Raw genomic sequence first — 16051 nt, forward strand, 5'->3', positions numbered from 1 at the left:
ACTGCTCACTACGCTGAATGCATCATGTCGTCGCAGAGTCGTACCCCGATCGTCAAAGAAATGAAGGTCGTCCCGGTCGCGGGGCACGACAGCATGCTGCTGAACCTCAGCGGCGCGCACGGCCCGTTCTTCACCCGAAACCTGGTGATCCTCACCGATTCCGATGGCAACACCGGGGTCGGCGAGGTGCCCGGTGGCGAGCCGATTCGCCGCACACTCTCCGACGCCGCCGATCTCGTCGTCGGCAGCACTCTGGGCGCCTACCACGCCACGCTCGCCGCGATGCGGCGCGAGTTCGCCGACCGCGACCGCGGCGGCCGCGGAGCACAGACGTTCGACCTACGAGTCGCCGTCCACGCCGTCACCGCCGTCGAGTCCGCCCTGCTGGATCTGCTCGGCCAGCACCTCGGTGTCACCGTCGCCGCACTGCTCGGCGATGGGCAGCAGCGCGATCGGGTGCCGGTGCTGGGATACCTGTTCTTCGTGGGCGACCGCACCAAAACCGATCTCGCTTACCGGTCGCCGTCCGACGAGGACGCCAACGGCGATGAATGGCTGCGCATCCGCCACGACGAGGCGCTCTCCCCGGAGGCCGTCGTCCGACTCGCCGAGGCGGCCCGGGACCGCTACGGATTCCGCGATTTCAAACTCAAGGGCGGCGTGCTGCCCGCGGTCGACGAGGCGAAAGCAGTGACGGCACTCGCCGACCGTTTCCCGGATGCGCGAATCACGTTGGACCCCAACGGGGCCTGGCTACTCGAGGATGCGGTGCGCACGTGTCGCGGCCTGACCGACGTGCTGGCCTATGCGGAGGATCCGGTCGGGCCCGAGGGCACCTTCTCCGGCCGCGAGGTGATGGCGGAGTTCAAACGCGCGACGGGGCTGCCGACGGCCACCAACATGATCGCGACGGACTGGCGCGAGCTTGGCCATGCCATCCGGTGCGGTGCGGTCGATATTCCGTTGGCGGATCCCCACTTCTGGACGATGAACGGATCCGTGCGCGTCGCACAACTCTGCGACGCCTGGGGGCTGACGTGGGGCTCACACTCGAACAACCACTTCGATGTGTCCCTGGCGATGTTCACCCACGTCGCCGCCGCAGCGCCCGGCACGATCACCGCCATCGACACCCACTGGATCTGGCAGGATGGTCAGCGAATCACCAAGGAGCCCTATCGGATCGCCGACGGCCACCTGACCGTGCCCGAGCGCCCGGGCCTCGGAATCGAGCTCGACCTCGACGCGGTGAACGCGGCTCACGACCTCTACCTCGCAGAAGGCCTCGGCGCCCGCGACGACGCGGCGGCCATGCAGTATCTGATCCCGGGTTGGACCTTCGACAGTAAACGTCCAGCGTTGCATCGATGAAAATCGTTGTCGCCGATTCGAATCTGGTCCCGCACCGGAACCGGTTCGAGGGGTCCCTGCCGCCCGGCTCGGTGGTGGTGTGGCACGAGGCCCCCGACGACCTCAGAGACGCCGACGTCTACGTCGGCAGCCGCTTCACCACCTCGATGGCCGCTGCGGCGGACAAGCTGAGACTGGTGCATGTCGCCGGCGCCGGCACAGACAAGATCGCCTTCGATGCACTGAAACCGAACGTGTTGGTGGCGAACACCTTCCATCACGAAGACTCCATCGCCGAGTACGTGCTTGCCGCTGCCGTGATGCTGCGGCGCGATTTCCTGAAGCAGGACCGTGCCTTGCGCGACGGGCGGTGGGCGACCTCGGTGTATGACGGGTCGATCCCGCAGCCGCGATCCCTGCAGGGCGCCCGCGTCGGGTTCGTCGGGTTCGGGCACATCGGGCGTCGCAGTTGGCAACTGCTGCGGGTGCTGGGAGCCGTGGGTGCCGCCGTCACGGGCAGCGGGCACCTCGACGCCGCCGCAGCGGGATTGGCGTGGGCGGCCGACACCGCACACCTCGACCGGCTGATGGCCGAGTCGGAGGTCGTCGTCGTCTCGGCGCCGCTCACGGAGCGTACGGTCGGCATGATCGGCACGCTGCAGCTTCGCGCACTCGGACCGCAGGGCGTGCTGATCAATGTGGGCCGCGGCGCGCTCGTCGTGGAATCGGCGCTCTACGAAGCGCTTTCAGAACGCGACATCGCGGGCGCCGCCATCGACGTCTGGTATCACTACCCGGACGCCAACGGGCGCGGCACGCCGAGCGCGTTGCCGTTCGCCGAGTTGACGAACGTCCTGATGACCCCGCACTCGTCGGGCGTCACCGAAAACACCTTCACCGGCCGCGCCGACGATATCGCCGCCAACATCGGGCGGCTGCAGCGCGGCGAACCGTTGAAGAATCTCGTTGCCCGATAACCCCGTCAGGAGATCCATGTCCGACCGCATCCGTCACCTCACGCTGTCCCACGTCGTGCTGCCGCTGGACAATCCGGTCAGCGACGCGAAAGTCCTGACGGGCCGCCAGAAACCGCTCACCGAGACGGTCCTGCTGTTCGTCGAGGTGACCACCGAAGACGGGCTCGAGGGCATGGGGTTCAGCTACTCCAAGCGCGCGGGCGGCCGGGCTCAGTTCGCCCACCTCGCCGAGATCGCGGACGTCGCGCTGGGTCAGGATCCCTCCGACATCGACCGGATCTACCAGTCGCTGCTGTGGGCGGGCGCCTCGGTCGGGCGCTCCGGGGTGGCCACCCAGGCGATCGCGGCGCTCGACGTCGCGCTGTGGGACCTCAAGGCCCGCCGCGCCGGCTTGCCGCTGGCCAAGCTGATCGGCGCGCACCGCGACTCGTGCCGCGTCTACAACACCTCGGGCGGGTTCCTGCAGGCCTCGGTCGACGAGATCAAGGAGAAGGCGACGGCGTCGCTGGAGGCCGGTATCGGCGGCATCAAAATCAAAGTCGGACAGCCGGATTGGCGTACCGACCTGCAACGGGTGGCCGCGTTGCGCGAGCACCTCGGCGACACGCCGTTCATGGTCGACGCGAATCAGCAGTGGGACCGGGCGCGCGCCCGCAGGATGTGCCGCGAGTTGGAGGCGTTCGATCTGGTGTGGATCGAGGAGCCCCTGGACGCATGGGACGCCGTCGGCCACGCCGATCTGTCCCACACGTTCGACACCCCGATCGCGACGGGCGAGTTGCTCACCTCGGTGCAGGAGCACATGGCGCTGATCGGCGCCGGCTACCGGGGAATCGTGCAACCCGACGCGCCGCGGATCGGCGGCATCACGCCGTTCCTGCGGTTTGCGACGATGGCCGCCCATGCCGGGCTCGCGCTGGCGCCGCACTACGCGATGGAGATCCACCTGCACCTGGCCGCGACGTACCCCACCGAGCCGTGGGTCGAGCACTTCGAATGGCTCAACCCGCTGTTCAACGAGCGAATCGACATTCACGACGGCCGGATGTGGCTGCCCGAGCGGCCGGGCCTCGGCTTCACCCTCAGCGATCGGATGCGCGCCCTCACCAAGGAGACCGCCGCCTTCGGCGGGTAAAGCACACCCGCGAAGCTGTAGTTACCGAGACGTTGTGCGAGTAAGGACCTCGCCAACTACAGTCTCGCGGCGGGGTGAGCCGGCTAGACGCCGACTTCCTTTGAAGCATCGGCGGATTCGGCGGCCTTGTGCTCGCCGCGACGCTTGAGCGCCAGCCGGACCGCCGGGAGCACCAGCAGGATGACGAAGATCGCCAGGATGGTCCCCGAGATCGGCCGGGTGAAAAAGCCCGTGGGATCGCCGCCGAAGATCAGCAGCGAGCGGCGGGTGCTCGACTCGATGATCGAGCCGAGAACGAACGCCAGCACCATGGGTCCGGGGTCGAAGCCGCCCTTTTTCATCAGGTAGCCGATCACGCCGAACACGATCATCAAGAAGATGTCGAATGTCGAGTTGTTGATGGTGTAGACGCCGAGGATGGTGATCAAGGCGGTGATCGGCGCCAGAATCGCGGGACGGACACGCAGAATCCGAACAAACAAGCCCACCAACGGAATCGACAGGATCAACAGCAGCAGATTGCCGATGTACATCGAGTTGATGACGCCCCAGAAGACGTCGGGGTGCTCATCGACCAGTTGCGGGCCGGGCGAAACGCCGAGGATCAGCAGCGCACCGAACAGCATCGCCATCGACGCGTTGGCGGGCAGGCCGATGGTGAGTAGCGGGATGAACGATGACGTCGCCGCGGCGTTGTTGGCCGTCTCGGGCGCGGCCACGCCCTCCACCGCCCCACGGCCGAACCGCTCCGGCGTCTTGGAGCGCCGTTTCTCGGTGGCGTAGGCCACGATCGAGGACAGCACCGCGCCGCCACCGGGCAGCACACCGAGCACGAAGCCGATGATCGAGCCGCGGCCGATGGCACCGGAAGCCTGTTTGAGGTCCTTGCGCGACGGCCACACATTGCCCACTGCGGTGGGTATCTGCCGCCTGGCATGCCGCTGTTCGAGGTTGTACAGGATCTCCCCGACGCCGAACAAACCCATTGCGACGACGACGAAGTCGATGCCGTCGGCGAGGTGCAGGCTGTCGAACGTGAACCGGGACGCGCCGCTGAAGCTGTCTCGTCCCACGGTGGCCAGTAGCAGCCCGATGGTGCCGGCGATCAGCGCCTTGAGCTTGTTTCCACTGCCGATGGCCGCGACGAGCAGTACGCCCAGCAATGCCAGTGCGGCGTACTCCGGTGGGCCGAAGTCCAACGCGAAGCTGGCCACCACGGGGGCCAGCAGCGTCAGCCCGATGATCGAAATGGTCGCGCCCACAAAGGAACCGATCGCGGCGATGCCCAGCGCGGTGCCGGCTTTGCCCTGTTTGGCCAGGGCGAAGCCGTCGAACACGGTGACCACCGAGGACGCTTCACCGGGCAGCCGCAAGAGCACCGACGTGATGGTGCCGCCGTACTGCGCCCCGTAATAGATGCCCGCGAGCATGATGATCGCCGACACGGGATCGATGGCGTATGTGATGGGCAGCAGGATGGCGATGGTGGCGGCCGGGCCCAGTCCTGGCAGCACGCCGATGATCATGCCGATCAGCACGCCGATCAGGCAGTACAGCAGGTTCTTCGGCTCGACGACGAGGGCGAACCCTTCGAGAAAAGCGTTGAGGTCCATGTGGTTTCGGCGGGGGTCAGATGGAGATCAGGTGCGGCAGCGGAATCCGCAGCCCGTAGAGGAACAAGAAGTAGAACGCCGCCGTCGTCAGCACGCTGATCACGATGGTGGTGCGCCATCGCTCGCCGCCGAGGAAGCGCAGCCACACCACACACAGCGCCAGCGCCGGGATCTCGAAACCGATCAACGGCATCAGCAGGCCGAACACGACAAAGCTGACCACACCGATCACCGGCAGCAGGCTGCTTCGGGTGAACGCCTCACTGTCGGTCAGCCCCCGACCGGCCACCAGCAGAATCACCGACAGCGCGACGATCACCACGCTGACGATGAACGGCCACAGACCCGGACCGGGCTCGCGCAGAGACCCGAGCCCGTACCCGTAGGCCAGCACCGCACCTGAAACGCCGATCGCGATCCCCACCAGGGCACCCACGGTCTGATAGGCGGGCCCACCCGCTGGCGGGCGCTCCTCCTCCAGTTCGTGGGCGACCTCGGCCTCGATCTCGGCGAGGATGTCGCGGGTGTGCGGGTGCGCCGGGGTGTCGTTCACGGGTCAGCCTTCGTCGCGAAGGTTGATGCCGTACTGCTTGACCAGATCGGCGTAGCGGGTCTGATCCTTCTTCAGCTGTTCGGCCACCTCGTCGCCCGGCAGCTCCATCGGCGTCAGGCTGTTCTGCTTGTTGAACGCCTTGTAATCCTCGGTGGCGAACGTCGCCTTCATACCCTCGGCGATCCGGTCCTGGATCTCCTGCGGCGTGCCCTTCGGCACGGTCATGACCCGGTACTGCGTCACCTCGACGTCCAGGCCCTGCTCTTTGGCGGTCGGCACGTCGGGTAGGTATTCGATGCGCTCGGGACCGAAGACCGACAGCGGAATGAGCTTGCCCGACTGGATGTTTTCGATGGCCTCGCCGACCTGCAGTGAGGCGACGTCGATCTGGTTGCCCAGCACTGCGGCCAGCGCCGGCGCACCGCCGTCGAACGGCACCGCCTGCGATTCAACGTTGGTGGTCTTGAACAACAGGGCGGCGGCCAGCTGTGCGCCGGTGCCGACGCCGGTGGTGCCGTAACGCACTGTGCGCGTGGAGTTTTGCAGATCCTGCAGGGTCTTGTAGCCACTGGCCGGGTTGGTGACGAGTACGTAGTCGTCGCGCGAGACGCCGTACACGATGTCGAAGTCGTCGATCTTGGTGACCTCGTCCGGGCTCACCGCAAGCGGGGTGATGGCGAACAGCGACGCGTTCTGGATCGCGATCACCGAACCGTCCGGTTCGGCTTTGACGACCTCGGCCGCCGCCAATGCGCCGTTGGCGCCTTCGCGGTTGATGACGGGGAAGGACGCGCCCAGCTCGTCGGACAGGCCCTTGGAGACGGCGCGACTGATCAGGTCGCTGGAGCCGCCGGGCGAAGCACCGACATACATCTCGACCGTGCCCGACGGGTAATCCGCGCCGGATCCGCCCCTGGTACTGGTTTCCACGCCACCGCAGGCGGTGAGGGTAAGGGCCGCAGCGGCGGTGAGCGCGATACCGGCGCGGCTAAGGGCTGAGGTCAGCATCGGAAAACTCCTGTGGTGTGGGCGTCACAATTCGGCCGGTGTGGCCGTCGTCACTCCACCGTAGAGACCGGTCACGATACCTGTCCAACGCCTATCTGGCATGGCTTGATACCTTCAGTGCATGACGATCACGTTGGACCAGGTGCGGTGCTTCATCGCCGTCGCCGAGGAGCTGCATTTCGGGCGCGCCGCCGAGCGGCTCGCGATGACCCAGCCGCCGCTGAGCCGACAGATCCAGAAACTCGAACGCGCCGTCGGCGCCGGGCTGCTCGACCGCGACAACCGGCGGGTGATGCTCACACCTGCCGGGGTGGCGTTCCTCGAGGACTGCTACCGCATGCTCAACACGCTCGATTCCGCGACGGCACATGCCCGGCGCGTCGAGAGCGGTTCGGCCGGCACGCTGAACCTGGGCTTCACGGCCGTCTCCGCGATCGGCATCCTCGGCCCGCTGCTCGGCCTGCTCGGCAGCGAGCTGCCCGACATCGAGGTGGTGCTGCACGAGCGTGTGACCGGCGCGCAGGTGGACGGCATCCGTCGCGGTGAACTCGACCTTGGCCTGGCCCGTCCGCCGTTCGACACCTCGGCGCTGTCGTCACAGATCGTCGCCCGCGAGCCGCTATACGCTGTGGTGCCCGCCGACCATCCGCTCGCCGGCGCGTCGGGGCCGTTGGGCCCCAAGGACTTCGACGGATTGCCCGTGATCAGTTATCACCCGGTGCAGGCGCGCTACTTCCACGAGCTGACCGTGCGCTTCCTGTTCAACGGCCATCCGCGCATCAAGCAGCGCGTGCAGCAGATCCTCACCGCTGTGCTGTTGGTCGCGGCGGGCGAAGGCGTCGCGCTGGTGCCGGCCAGCGCTACCGCCCTGAAGGTCGACGGCGTCGTCTACAAGTCGCTCACCGACGTCGGCGGCGGGCATCCCGACAGCGATCCTGCGCGTCCCGTTGAGCTGCATGCGATTTGGGCGCGGCACGGCCTGACGCCGTTGCTGCGCCAGGTGTTAGAGCTGGTGCAGCGCTCAGCCGAACATCTCGGTCATCACATCGATTAGGTCTACTCGCCGTGCACGTCGAGGCCGTGGGCCGCGGCGAACGCCAGCGCTTGCTCGAGGTCCACCTTCGCGCCGCGCACCGCGGCGGTGGTCCACAACGTCGGGTCGGCCAACGCGCCGCGCAGATCGGCCTCGTCGAGTTTGGTGCCCTGGGTGCGCGCGCCGCGCAGATCGGCGCGACGCAGAACCGCCTTGCGCAGGTCGGCGCCGACGAGGCCGGCCTCGCGCAACCGGCAGTCCGACAGGTCGACGCCACGCAGATCGCAACCGCCCAGCACCGCGAGCGTCAGGTCCACTTCCACCAGTTTCAGCGGCCGCATCCGACACTCGGTGAACGTCGACCCGAGCAAGCTGCACTGCGCAAAAGTGCTGTGCCACAACGATGCTCGATTGAACTTGCAGTTGCGAAACGCGGAGCCGGAGTGCTCAGACTGGGAAAGGTCGACGCCGCTGAAATCACACTCGGTGAAGACGACCCGTTCGGTGCGCAGGCGGCTGAGATCCTCGTCACGAAAGTCGTGTTCGACGAATTCCCGGTCAACCCAATCGGTCACCGGGTCAGCCGCGCAGCGGAGTGAGGCTGTCCAGCGCGTACTCGGTGACGGCGATCAGCGCGGCCTTGGCGGAATGACGATCACGCGCGTCGACGGTGATCACCGGAATATGTTCGGGCAGCGCCAACGCCTTTCGCACCGCCTGCGTCGGATGCCTTGGCGCATCGTCGAATTCGTTGATCGCGATGAGAAAGGGCAGATTGCGAGCCTCAAAGAAGTCGACGGCAGCGAAGCTGTCCTGCAGACGGCGCACGTCGACCAGGATGATGGCGCCGATGGCGCCGCGGACGAGGTCGTCCCACATGAACCAGAACCGACGCTGGCCGGGCGTGCCGAACAAATACAGCACCAGATCCTCGTCGAGCGTGATCCGGCCGAAGTCCATTGCGACCGTGGTGGTCCGCTTCTCCGGGGTGGCCTCGAGCCCGTCGAGACCTTCGGAGGCGTTGGTGACCAACGCCTCGGTGCGCAGCGGCATGATCTCGGAGACCGCGCCCACGAACGTCGTCTTACCGGCCCCGAACCCGCCGGAGATGACGATCTTCGTCGAGGCGGCGTCCCGCCCCTCAGAGTGCCCTGAGGCCACGCAGCGTCCTTCCTATCAATTCACGACGTTCATCGACGGTCGCGGAATCGGTGAGGGTGTGGTGCACCCGCAGATAACCCTGCGTCACGAGGTCGCCGATCAGCACGCGCGCCACGCCGAGTGGCAAGGATAAATGCGCGGCGATCTCCGCGACGGAAGGGCTTTCGGCGCACAGCGTCAAGATTCGGCCCCGCACGTCGTTGCCGGGCCACCGCGGCGGCTTGGCCGACTCGATGGTCTGCACCGGCGCTTCCAGCGGGAGTGGGACGCGGGGGTTGGTGCGGCCGGCGGTCAGCGTGTACGGCCGGACCAGGCTCGGCTGCTCCGCGGTTTCGAACTCGGGGTTGATGTCCATCGGCCACTCACGACGGTTGCGGTGCGCGTCGACGTGCCGACTGGACCACGGCGCCCACGCGCTCCACCAGAATCGCCATCTCGTAGCCGATCTGGCCGATGTCACACGACCGGGTGGCCAGCGTCGCGAGGTTGGACCCGTCGCCGACCCGCATCAGCAGCAGATAGCCACCCTCCATCTCGACGACCGACTGCATCACATGGCCGCCGTCGAACAGCTGCGCGGCACCGGTCGCCAGGCTGGCGAGCCCCGAGGCCACCGCCGCCAGTTGGTCGGCCCGTTCCTTGGGCATGTGTTCACTGGCGGCCATCAACAGGCCGTCGGCGGACACCAGCACCGCGTGCGACACGCCGGATACCTCGCGGGCGAACTTGGAGACCAGCCAGTCGAGCGAATCGCGAGTTGCAGTGCTCCTGCCCTCCGGATACGTCATTCGTTCTCGTTCCCTCTGGTCTCTCGGGCGTGCGATCGTCCGGCATGCACGCCGCCGAAATGGTTGCTGATGCTCGCGCGGACAGCGTCCGGATCGCGTAGCGACAACGAGTGTGCGCCGGTGTCAGACTCGGTCGCAGATGCTACCTGGTCGTCGTCCTCGGAGCTTCGGTGTGCTCCGCCGTTGCGCTGCTCACCGCCGAACGCACCCCCGACAGCCGCCGGGTCCGCGGCCCCGGGGACCAGACGGGCGCCGGGCTCGCGGATCGGCAAACCCTCTTCGGTGTGCTCGCGCACCGGGGTTTCCTCCGCCGCGGCGGCCGCTGACCAGCCGTGATCCCACACCGACTCCCAGTTGAGGTCGCTGCTGTTGGCCAACTCCGTCGGGTCGATGAGCCATTCGGAGAGCATCTTCTGATAGATCGCGTCGCCGTCGCCCGCCGTCGCCGACGTTTCGGCGGCAGTGGGTTCGACGGCCTCGGCCATCAAGCCCTCCGGGAGATCCGGCTCCTGTGCCGTCGGCTGCGGTGCTTCGGGCGGCGGCTCGTGCGTCGGCGGTTCGGCCGGCGGGGCCTCGTGCACACCGTTGCTGGCGACCTGGGCGCGGGAGGCGAAGAAGGGCGATGTGTCGATCGGCGCCGGAGTCGCTCGGCCGACGACATCGGGTGCGGGAGTCGCTCGGCCGACGACATCGGGCGCCGGAGTCGGATCGGCCTGCACCGGCATCGAATCCGACGGCCAGTCTTGCGGCCACGCCGGCTCGGGTTCGGCCGGTGCGTCGGCGGTGAACGCAGCCGGGACGTCGGAAATCCCGCTGGCACCCGGATTGCGTTGCGGCAGCAGGTCGATCGGGACGTCGGAGTGGCCGTTACGGCGGTCGTCGACGCTCGACTCGGCAAAGTCCGCGTGCTCGGCGTAGTCGTGCGAGGCCTCCGAATACTCAGAGAACTCCGAGAATTCGCTGTGGTCCTCGTCGAGCGCCAACGCCGTCGCAATGCCCGCGTGGGCGTCGGCCGGCGTGCCGTACTGCGGTTCGCCGAACGTGCCGTCGGGCGTCACGATCAGCTCGGCCGGCACGTACACACCGGCGGTGGTGCCCGAACTCGGTTCGCCCGCAATGGTGCTGCGCAGCCGGACCACAAGGCCGTGCTGGGCGGCCAGCCGGCCGACCACGAACAGGCCCATGTGCCGCGCGGTGTACGGATTCACCTCGCCGCCGGACTGCAGGCGCGTATTGGCCACCCGCAGATCCGATTCGGTCATGCCGATGCCGATATCGCTGACCTCGATGACCAGCCCGCCCTTACCGGTGTGGACGGCCGAGATCCGCACTTGCGAGATCGGCGGCGAATAGCGCAGCGCGTTGTCCATCAATTCGGCCAGCAGGTGCACCAGGTCGCCGGCGGCCGAGCCGACGATCTCGCTTTCCGGAATCGCCGCGGTGACCACGCGGGTGTAGTCCTCGACCTCGGAGGCCGCGGCGTTGATGATCGACGCGACGGGCACCGGCTCGGCCTGCTCGCGTGGCACCTTGGCGCCCGCCAGCACCAGCAGGTTGGCGCCGTTGCGGCGCATCCGCGCGGCGAGATGGTCGAGGCGGAACAGGCTCTCCAGCCGCTCGGGGTCCTCTTCGTTGCGCTCGAGCCGGTCGATGAGCGACAGCTGCTGGTCGACCAGCGACCGGCTGCGCCGCGACAACGTCTCGAACATGTCGGACACCTGCAACTGCAGGCGCGCCTGCTCGCCGGCCAGGAAGACGGCCTGCTCGTGTAGTTCGTCGACGGCGTGGGCCACCTGGCCCACTTCCTCGGAGGTGTGCACCGGGATGGGGTCGACGGGCCCGGGTTCGCCGCCGGAGCGGACCCGCTCGATCTCCTGGGCCAGGTTCTGGTGGGCCACTTTGAGCGCGCTGTCGCGCAGCGTGCGCAGGGGTTTGACGAGCGAGCGGGCCACCAGAATCACGATCAGCAGGGCCAACAGCATGGCGCCGATGACGATCGCGGAGTCGCGGATCGCCGCCGTGCGCTGCGCGGCCGCCTGCTCTTCGACCGCGCCGGTCACCGAGGCGGTGGCCCGGTCGATGATCTGGCCGGCGATGTCGTCGGTGGCCTGCAGCGACGCCAGCAGATCCGGGTTGTTCACCAACACGGCGGCCGGATCCGACATGATTGCCATCCGCTTGACCATCTCGCCCTGCAGTTTCTGCGCCTCCGGCGAGCCGACGCCGAGCACCTGGCTCATGCCGAACAGCGTCGACGGTTCGGTGCCCGCCAGCGTGATCATCGACGTGCGCAGTTCGGGTTCGGGCACCTCGAAGCCCAGGTTGACCAGCAGCCGCTGCATCATCATCTGCCCGCGGGCGCCGATCGCACGGCTCAGGCCGAGGGTTTCGGTGCGGATGTTCTCGTCGTCGACCCGGACGGACCCGACGATCGCGTCCTCGGCGGTCAGCAGGATCGGCGCGTAGCTGGTCACCCGGTCACGCAGCGCGATGGTGTTGGACGTCACCCGGTCCATCAGCGCCTGACCGCCCTCGATCATGGTGGTGACGCCCTTGCGCACGTCGGGGGCGACGTCGGTGTCGTCGAGTCGGCGCTGCAGTTCCTGGCGGCTGGTGTCGAAGTTCGACAGGGCGGACTGGGTGTCGCCGCCGGTGGCGCTCGCCAGCATCGCCGCCTCGAGCGAGGCCATGTAGCCCTCGATCGCCGGCACCATTTCGGCGCGGTCGGCGGCTCGTCGCAAATCGGCGGCCTCCGTCGCGCTGCCGTAGATCCGCAGCCCGCCGAACGTGCCGGCCAGCAGCAGCGGCACCAAAACGATCGCCAACACCTTCCAGCGAACCGGCCAATTCGACAGCGCCCAGCGCGACGGCCGCTTGGCCGGCACCTTCGGTTTCGCGTCGAATTCCACGAGCGTGCCGTCGGCCTGTTTTAGCTGCGTGAACGCACTCATCGGCACCCGGCCGCGCTACTGGCCGCTAGTCCGCAATTCAGTAATAGAGCTTGTTTCATAAGGCTTCCTGCTGAGTTTGCCCGCGCGCGGGCGGCGCGCTTCTACTTCCGAGTACGCCTGGCAATTGGACGAGTATGACAGCCCTATGGGGTCGTTTCCACAATTCTTACTGAACAGACAGATTTCATAACCAAGCTACAGAGCCGCGCTGTGGTATTCGAGCAAATGGTCGACGGGGCGGCTCTGCCATCATCGTCGAATGTTTCGGCTTCTGTTCTTCAGCCCGCGAATCGCACCGAACACCGGCAATGCGATCCGCATGGTGGCGGCGACCGGATGTGAATTGCATCTCGTCGAACCGCTCGGTTTCGATCTGTCCGAACCCAAGCTGCGCCGGGCGGGCCTGGATTACCACGACCTGGCGTCGGTCACCGTGCATCCGGATCTGCCCGCCGCGTGGCAGGCGTTGATGCCGCAGCGGGTGTACGCATTCACCGCGCATGCGACGCGCTCGTTCGCCGATATCGCCTACCAGCCGGGCGACGTGTTGATGTTCGGGCCTGAACCCACCGGGCTGGACGCCGAGACGCTGGCCGACCCGCACGTCACCGCGCAGGTGCGCATCCCGATGCTGGCCGGGCGACGGTCACTGAACCTGTCCAACGCCGCGGCCGTCGCGGTGTACGAGGCGTGGCGCCAGCACGGGTTCTCCGGAGCCGTCTAGCCGCTGCCGCCCGGCCGCCCGGCCGCGAGTGTGAAGCCACTGCGAAAAATCGGCCCAATAGTCGCAACAGCTTCACACTCGCGGAGCGTTCACCAGGTGTCCCAGTGGGTGAGCTGTTCGGCGGGCAGCCGCTTAGCGGGTTTGAAGTCGGTGCCCTTGGTGTAGGCGATCGGGAACAGCCCGCCCTGGCTGTACTTGTCGAACGGGATGCCGAGCAGTTCGGCGGCTTGCTTCTCGCCGTCGCCGATGAGGTGCAGCGTCGTCCACGCCGAACCGAGACCTCGCGATCGCAGCGCCAGCATGAAACTCCACACCGCGGGCAGCAATGAGCCCCAGAACGACGCCGTCATCCCCGCGGGTGCGTTGTCCGGGCGCCCTTCGAGGCACGGGATCATCAGCACCGGCACCTCGTGGAAGTGCTCGTTGAGATAGCGCGCCGAATCGGAGACGAACTCCATGCGCTCGTCGCGCACGTCGCCGTACTCCGGTTTGGGCAGATCCAGGTAGGGCGTGGCGTTTGCCCGATAGATGTCGGCCAGCGCCTTCTTCTTCTCGGCGTCCTCGACGAAAACCCACTGCCAGCCCTGCGCGTTGGAGCCCGTCGGCGCCTGCAAGGCGATTTCGAGGCACTCCATCAACACCTCCCGCGGCACCGGCTTGTCCAAGTCGAGGCGCTTGCGCACCGAACGCGTGGTGGTGAGAACTTCATCGACGGTCAGGTTGAGTGTCACTCCGCGAGACTACATTCGCGTCATGGCAATCGAATTCACTCAAGAAGTTTCCGATCGGCTGACCTCCGACCACTACGGCTGGTTGACGACGGTCACGAAATCGGGCCAGCCGGTCCCGCGTCTGGTGTGGTTCTACTTCGACGGTGCCGAGCTGAGCGTGTACACCCTGCCCACCGCGGCCAAGGTCGGCCATATCAAGGCCAGGCCGCGCGTCAGCCTGAACCTGGATTCGGCTGGCAACGGTAGCGGCGTCATCGTCGTGGGCGGAGAGGCGCGCATCGACGCCGTGGACGTGGATGGCCGCAAGGACGAGGGGTACTGGGCCAAGTACAAGGCCGCCGCCGAGCGGTTCGGGTTGACGGAGGTGATCGGGGACTACAGCACCCGGCTGAAGATCCGCATCGACAAGGTGTGGACGACGCCACCGGCCGGGTAGCCGTTTCGCGCGATTCACAACCCTGAGCGCAATCTCAGCGGAATATTGACTGATGACTATCGAGGCGCACGACCCGCATCATCGCCCTGAGGTCGACCTCAAGGATAAGGGGCTCTCCCACAACGCAGTCGGACTGCTCGGGGGCACGGTTCTCGGTATCTCCTCGGTGGCGCCGGCCTATGCGCTGACGGCCACGATCGGCATCCTGGTCGCGGAGGCGGGCACGAAGATGCCCGTGGTGATCATCGCCGGCTTCCTGCCGATGTTCTTCGCCGCCTACGCCTATCGCGAACTCAACAAGGTAGCGCCGGACTGCGGCACCTCATTCACGTGGACTACCAAGGCTTTCGGGCCGTACATCGGCTGGCTCGGCGGCTGGGCTGCCGTGCTGGCGACCGTCATCGTGCTGTCGAATCTGGCCGGCGTCGCGGTCCAGTTCTTCTACCAGTTCATCGGTGACCTGACGGGCAGCGAGAACATCGCCACGCTGTGGGAGAACAAGCTGATCAACGTACTCACCTGCCTGGCGTTCTTGGCGATCGCGACCGCGGTGGCCTATCGCGGCATCACCACCACCGAGCGTGTGCAGTTCATCCTGGTCGGATTCCAGATGGTCGTGCTTCTGGTGTTCGCCGTTGTGGCGCTGGCGAAGTCGGGCGGGTCGGACACCGGGATACCGTTCAGCTTCGACTGGTTCAGCCCCGCAGGCCTGACGATGTCGGCGTTCATCGCGGGGCTCTCGGGTTCGATCTTCGCGTTCTGGGGTTGGGACACCGCCCTGACCGTCAACGAGGAGTCCAAGAACTCCGACAAGACCCCAGGGCGGGCGGCGCTGCTGTGCGTGGTGTCGATCCTGCTGACCTATCTGCTGGTGGCGATCGCGACGCAGATGTATGCCGGCGTCGGCAGCGAGGGGCTCGGACTAGGCAACGAGGAGATCTCCGACAACGTCTTCGGCGCCATCGCCGAACCGGTGTTGGGCGGCCCGTTGCACCTGTTCCTGTTCCTGGCTGTGGTGGCCTCCAGCGCCGCGAGCCTGATCACCACGTTCCTGCCCACGTCGCGGACCATGTTGGCGATGGGCACGTACAAGGCGTTCCCCGACCGATTCGCCACCATCCATCCGCGGTTCCTGACGCCGTCGTTCGCGACGATCGCCGCGGGTGTCGGTGCGGCGGTGTTCTATTCGACGCTGACATTCTTGTCCGAGCGGGTGCTCACCGACACCATCTACGCGCTGGGCATCATGATCTGCTTCTACTACGGGCTGACGGCGTTTGCCTGCATCTGGTACTTCCGGCACGAATTGTTCGTCAACGCACAGAGTTTCGTGTTCAAGCTGCTGTTCCCGCTGCTGGGTGGGCTGGGGTTGCTGGCGGTGTTCCTGGTCACGCTGCGCGACAGCGCTTCGCCCGAGTACGGCAGCGGTGCGAGCATCGGCGGCGTGGGCCTGGTGCTGATCCTTGGCCTCGGGCTGATCCTGTTCGGCGTGGTGTTCATGCTGCTCATGCGCGCCCGTCAGCCGGCGTTCTTCCGCGGCGAGACGTTGCGCAAGGACACGCCCGTGCTCGTGGTGGATGAGCCGTAGTTC

General features: G+C 66.9%; 16 protein-coding genes. 7 read left to right on the forward strand and 9 right to left on the reverse strand.

What is annotated here, in order from left to right; translation table 11 throughout:
* Positions 1-24 precede the first annotated feature (24 nt).
* Genes gudD through CWS39_RS07240 form a run of 3 tightly spaced genes read left to right on the forward strand, consistent with a single transcriptional unit; the run spans position 25 to position 3462 of the window.
* Positions 25-1371 (forward strand): glucarate dehydratase, encoded by a 1347-nt coding sequence (gene gudD / locus CWS39_RS07230; protein WP_102142231.1) that lies wholly within the window; start codon positions 25-27, stop codon positions 1369-1371.
* A complete protein-coding gene (locus CWS39_RS07235; protein WP_102142232.1) occupies positions 1368-2327 on the forward strand; it encodes a 2-hydroxyacid dehydrogenase in 960 nt (319 codons plus the stop codon). Before gudD ends, CWS39_RS07235 begins: the two co-directional genes overlap by 4 nt.
* 16 nt (positions 2328-2343) lie before the next feature.
* The gene (locus CWS39_RS07240) at positions 2344-3462 is read left to right on the forward strand and encodes an L-talarate/galactarate dehydratase (protein WP_102142233.1); all 1119 of its coding nucleotides are present in this window, start codon (positions 2344-2346) and stop codon (positions 3460-3462) included.
* 83 nt (positions 3463-3545) lie between these two features.
* Here CWS39_RS07240 and CWS39_RS07245 read toward each other — a convergent pair whose 3' ends face one another.
* The 3 genes from CWS39_RS07245 to CWS39_RS07255 are packed head-to-tail and all read right to left on the reverse strand — an operon-like array spanning position 3546 to position 6636.
* The gene (locus CWS39_RS07245; protein ID WP_102142234.1) at positions 3546-5075 is read right to left on the reverse strand and encodes a tripartite tricarboxylate transporter permease; all 1530 of its coding nucleotides are present in this window, start codon (positions 5073-5075) and stop codon (positions 3546-3548) included.
* A 16-nt stretch (positions 5076-5091) separates the two neighbouring features.
* On the reverse strand, positions 5092-5628 hold the full coding sequence (locus CWS39_RS07250; RefSeq protein ID WP_233213391.1) for a tripartite tricarboxylate transporter TctB family protein: 537 nt from the start codon (positions 5626-5628) through the stop codon (positions 5092-5094).
* 3 nt (positions 5629-5631) lie between these two features.
* Complete coding sequence (locus CWS39_RS07255) at positions 5632-6636, reverse strand: tripartite tricarboxylate transporter substrate binding protein (protein WP_102142235.1); 1005 nt, start codon at positions 6634-6636, stop codon at positions 5632-5634.
* A gap of 121 nt (positions 6637-6757) precedes the next feature.
* Between CWS39_RS07255 and CWS39_RS07260 the strand changes: the two genes are divergently transcribed.
* On the forward strand, positions 6758-7690 hold the full coding sequence (locus CWS39_RS07260; RefSeq protein ID WP_102142236.1) for a LysR family transcriptional regulator: 933 nt from the start codon (positions 6758-6760) through the stop codon (positions 7688-7690).
* A gap of 2 nt (positions 7691-7692) precedes the next feature.
* Here the strand turns inward: CWS39_RS07260 and CWS39_RS07265 are convergent, their stop codons facing one another.
* From CWS39_RS07265 to CWS39_RS07285, 5 genes are read right to left on the reverse strand one after another with little or no spacing between them, the layout of a single operon-like run.
* Positions 7693-8244: a pentapeptide repeat-containing protein gene (locus tag CWS39_RS07265; protein ID WP_102142237.1), complete on the reverse strand. Its 552-nt coding sequence runs from the start codon at positions 8242-8244 to the stop codon at positions 7693-7695.
* 4 nt (positions 8245-8248) lie between these two features.
* Entirely contained in the window at positions 8249-8830 is a 582-nt protein-coding gene (locus CWS39_RS07270) for a GTP-binding protein (protein WP_102142238.1), read from the reverse strand.
* Positions 8811-9185 carry a DUF742 domain-containing protein gene (locus tag CWS39_RS07275; protein WP_102142239.1) on the reverse strand — a complete coding sequence of 125 codons (375 nt, stop codon included), beginning with the start codon at positions 9183-9185 and terminating at the stop codon, positions 8811-8813. The genes CWS39_RS07270 and CWS39_RS07275 overlap by 20 nt, the downstream gene beginning before the upstream one ends.
* A gap of 7 nt (positions 9186-9192) precedes the next feature.
* On the reverse strand, positions 9193-9618 hold the full coding sequence (locus tag CWS39_RS07280; protein ID WP_102142240.1) for a roadblock/LC7 domain-containing protein: 426 nt from the start codon (positions 9616-9618) through the stop codon (positions 9193-9195).
* The gene (locus tag CWS39_RS07285) at positions 9615-12569 is read right to left on the reverse strand and encodes an ATP-binding protein (RefSeq protein ID WP_102142241.1); all 2955 of its coding nucleotides are present in this window, start codon (positions 12567-12569) and stop codon (positions 9615-9617) included. The genes CWS39_RS07280 and CWS39_RS07285 overlap by 4 nt, the downstream gene beginning before the upstream one ends.
* A 259-nt stretch (positions 12570-12828) precedes the next feature.
* Between CWS39_RS07285 and CWS39_RS07290 the strand changes: the two genes are divergently transcribed.
* A complete protein-coding gene (locus CWS39_RS07290) occupies positions 12829-13293 on the forward strand; it encodes a tRNA (cytidine(34)-2'-O)-methyltransferase (RefSeq protein ID WP_102142242.1) in 465 nt (154 codons plus the stop codon).
* Between the two features lie 89 nt (positions 13294-13382).
* Here CWS39_RS07290 and CWS39_RS07295 read toward each other — a convergent pair whose 3' ends face one another.
* Entirely contained in the window at positions 13383-14024 is a 642-nt protein-coding gene (locus CWS39_RS07295; RefSeq protein WP_102142243.1) for a nitroreductase family protein, read from the reverse strand.
* Positions 14025-14046: 22 nt separating this feature from the next.
* Between CWS39_RS07295 and CWS39_RS07300 the strand changes: the two genes are divergently transcribed.
* Positions 14047-14460 carry a TIGR03667 family PPOX class F420-dependent oxidoreductase gene (locus CWS39_RS07300; RefSeq protein ID WP_102142244.1) on the forward strand — a complete coding sequence of 138 codons (414 nt, stop codon included), beginning with the start codon at positions 14047-14049 and terminating at the stop codon, positions 14458-14460.
* Between the two features lie 52 nt (positions 14461-14512).
* Positions 14513-16048, forward strand: a complete 1536-nt coding sequence (locus tag CWS39_RS07305; protein ID WP_102142245.1) for an APC family permease — start codon at positions 14513-14515, stop codon at positions 16046-16048.
* The last annotated feature ends 3 nt before the right edge of the window (positions 16049-16051 follow it).

The sequence above is a fragment of the Mycobacterium hubeiense genome, assembly GCF_002838065.1.
GTDB classification, from domain to species: domain Bacteria; phylum Actinomycetota; class Actinomycetes; order Mycobacteriales; family Mycobacteriaceae; genus Mycobacterium; species Mycobacterium hubeiense.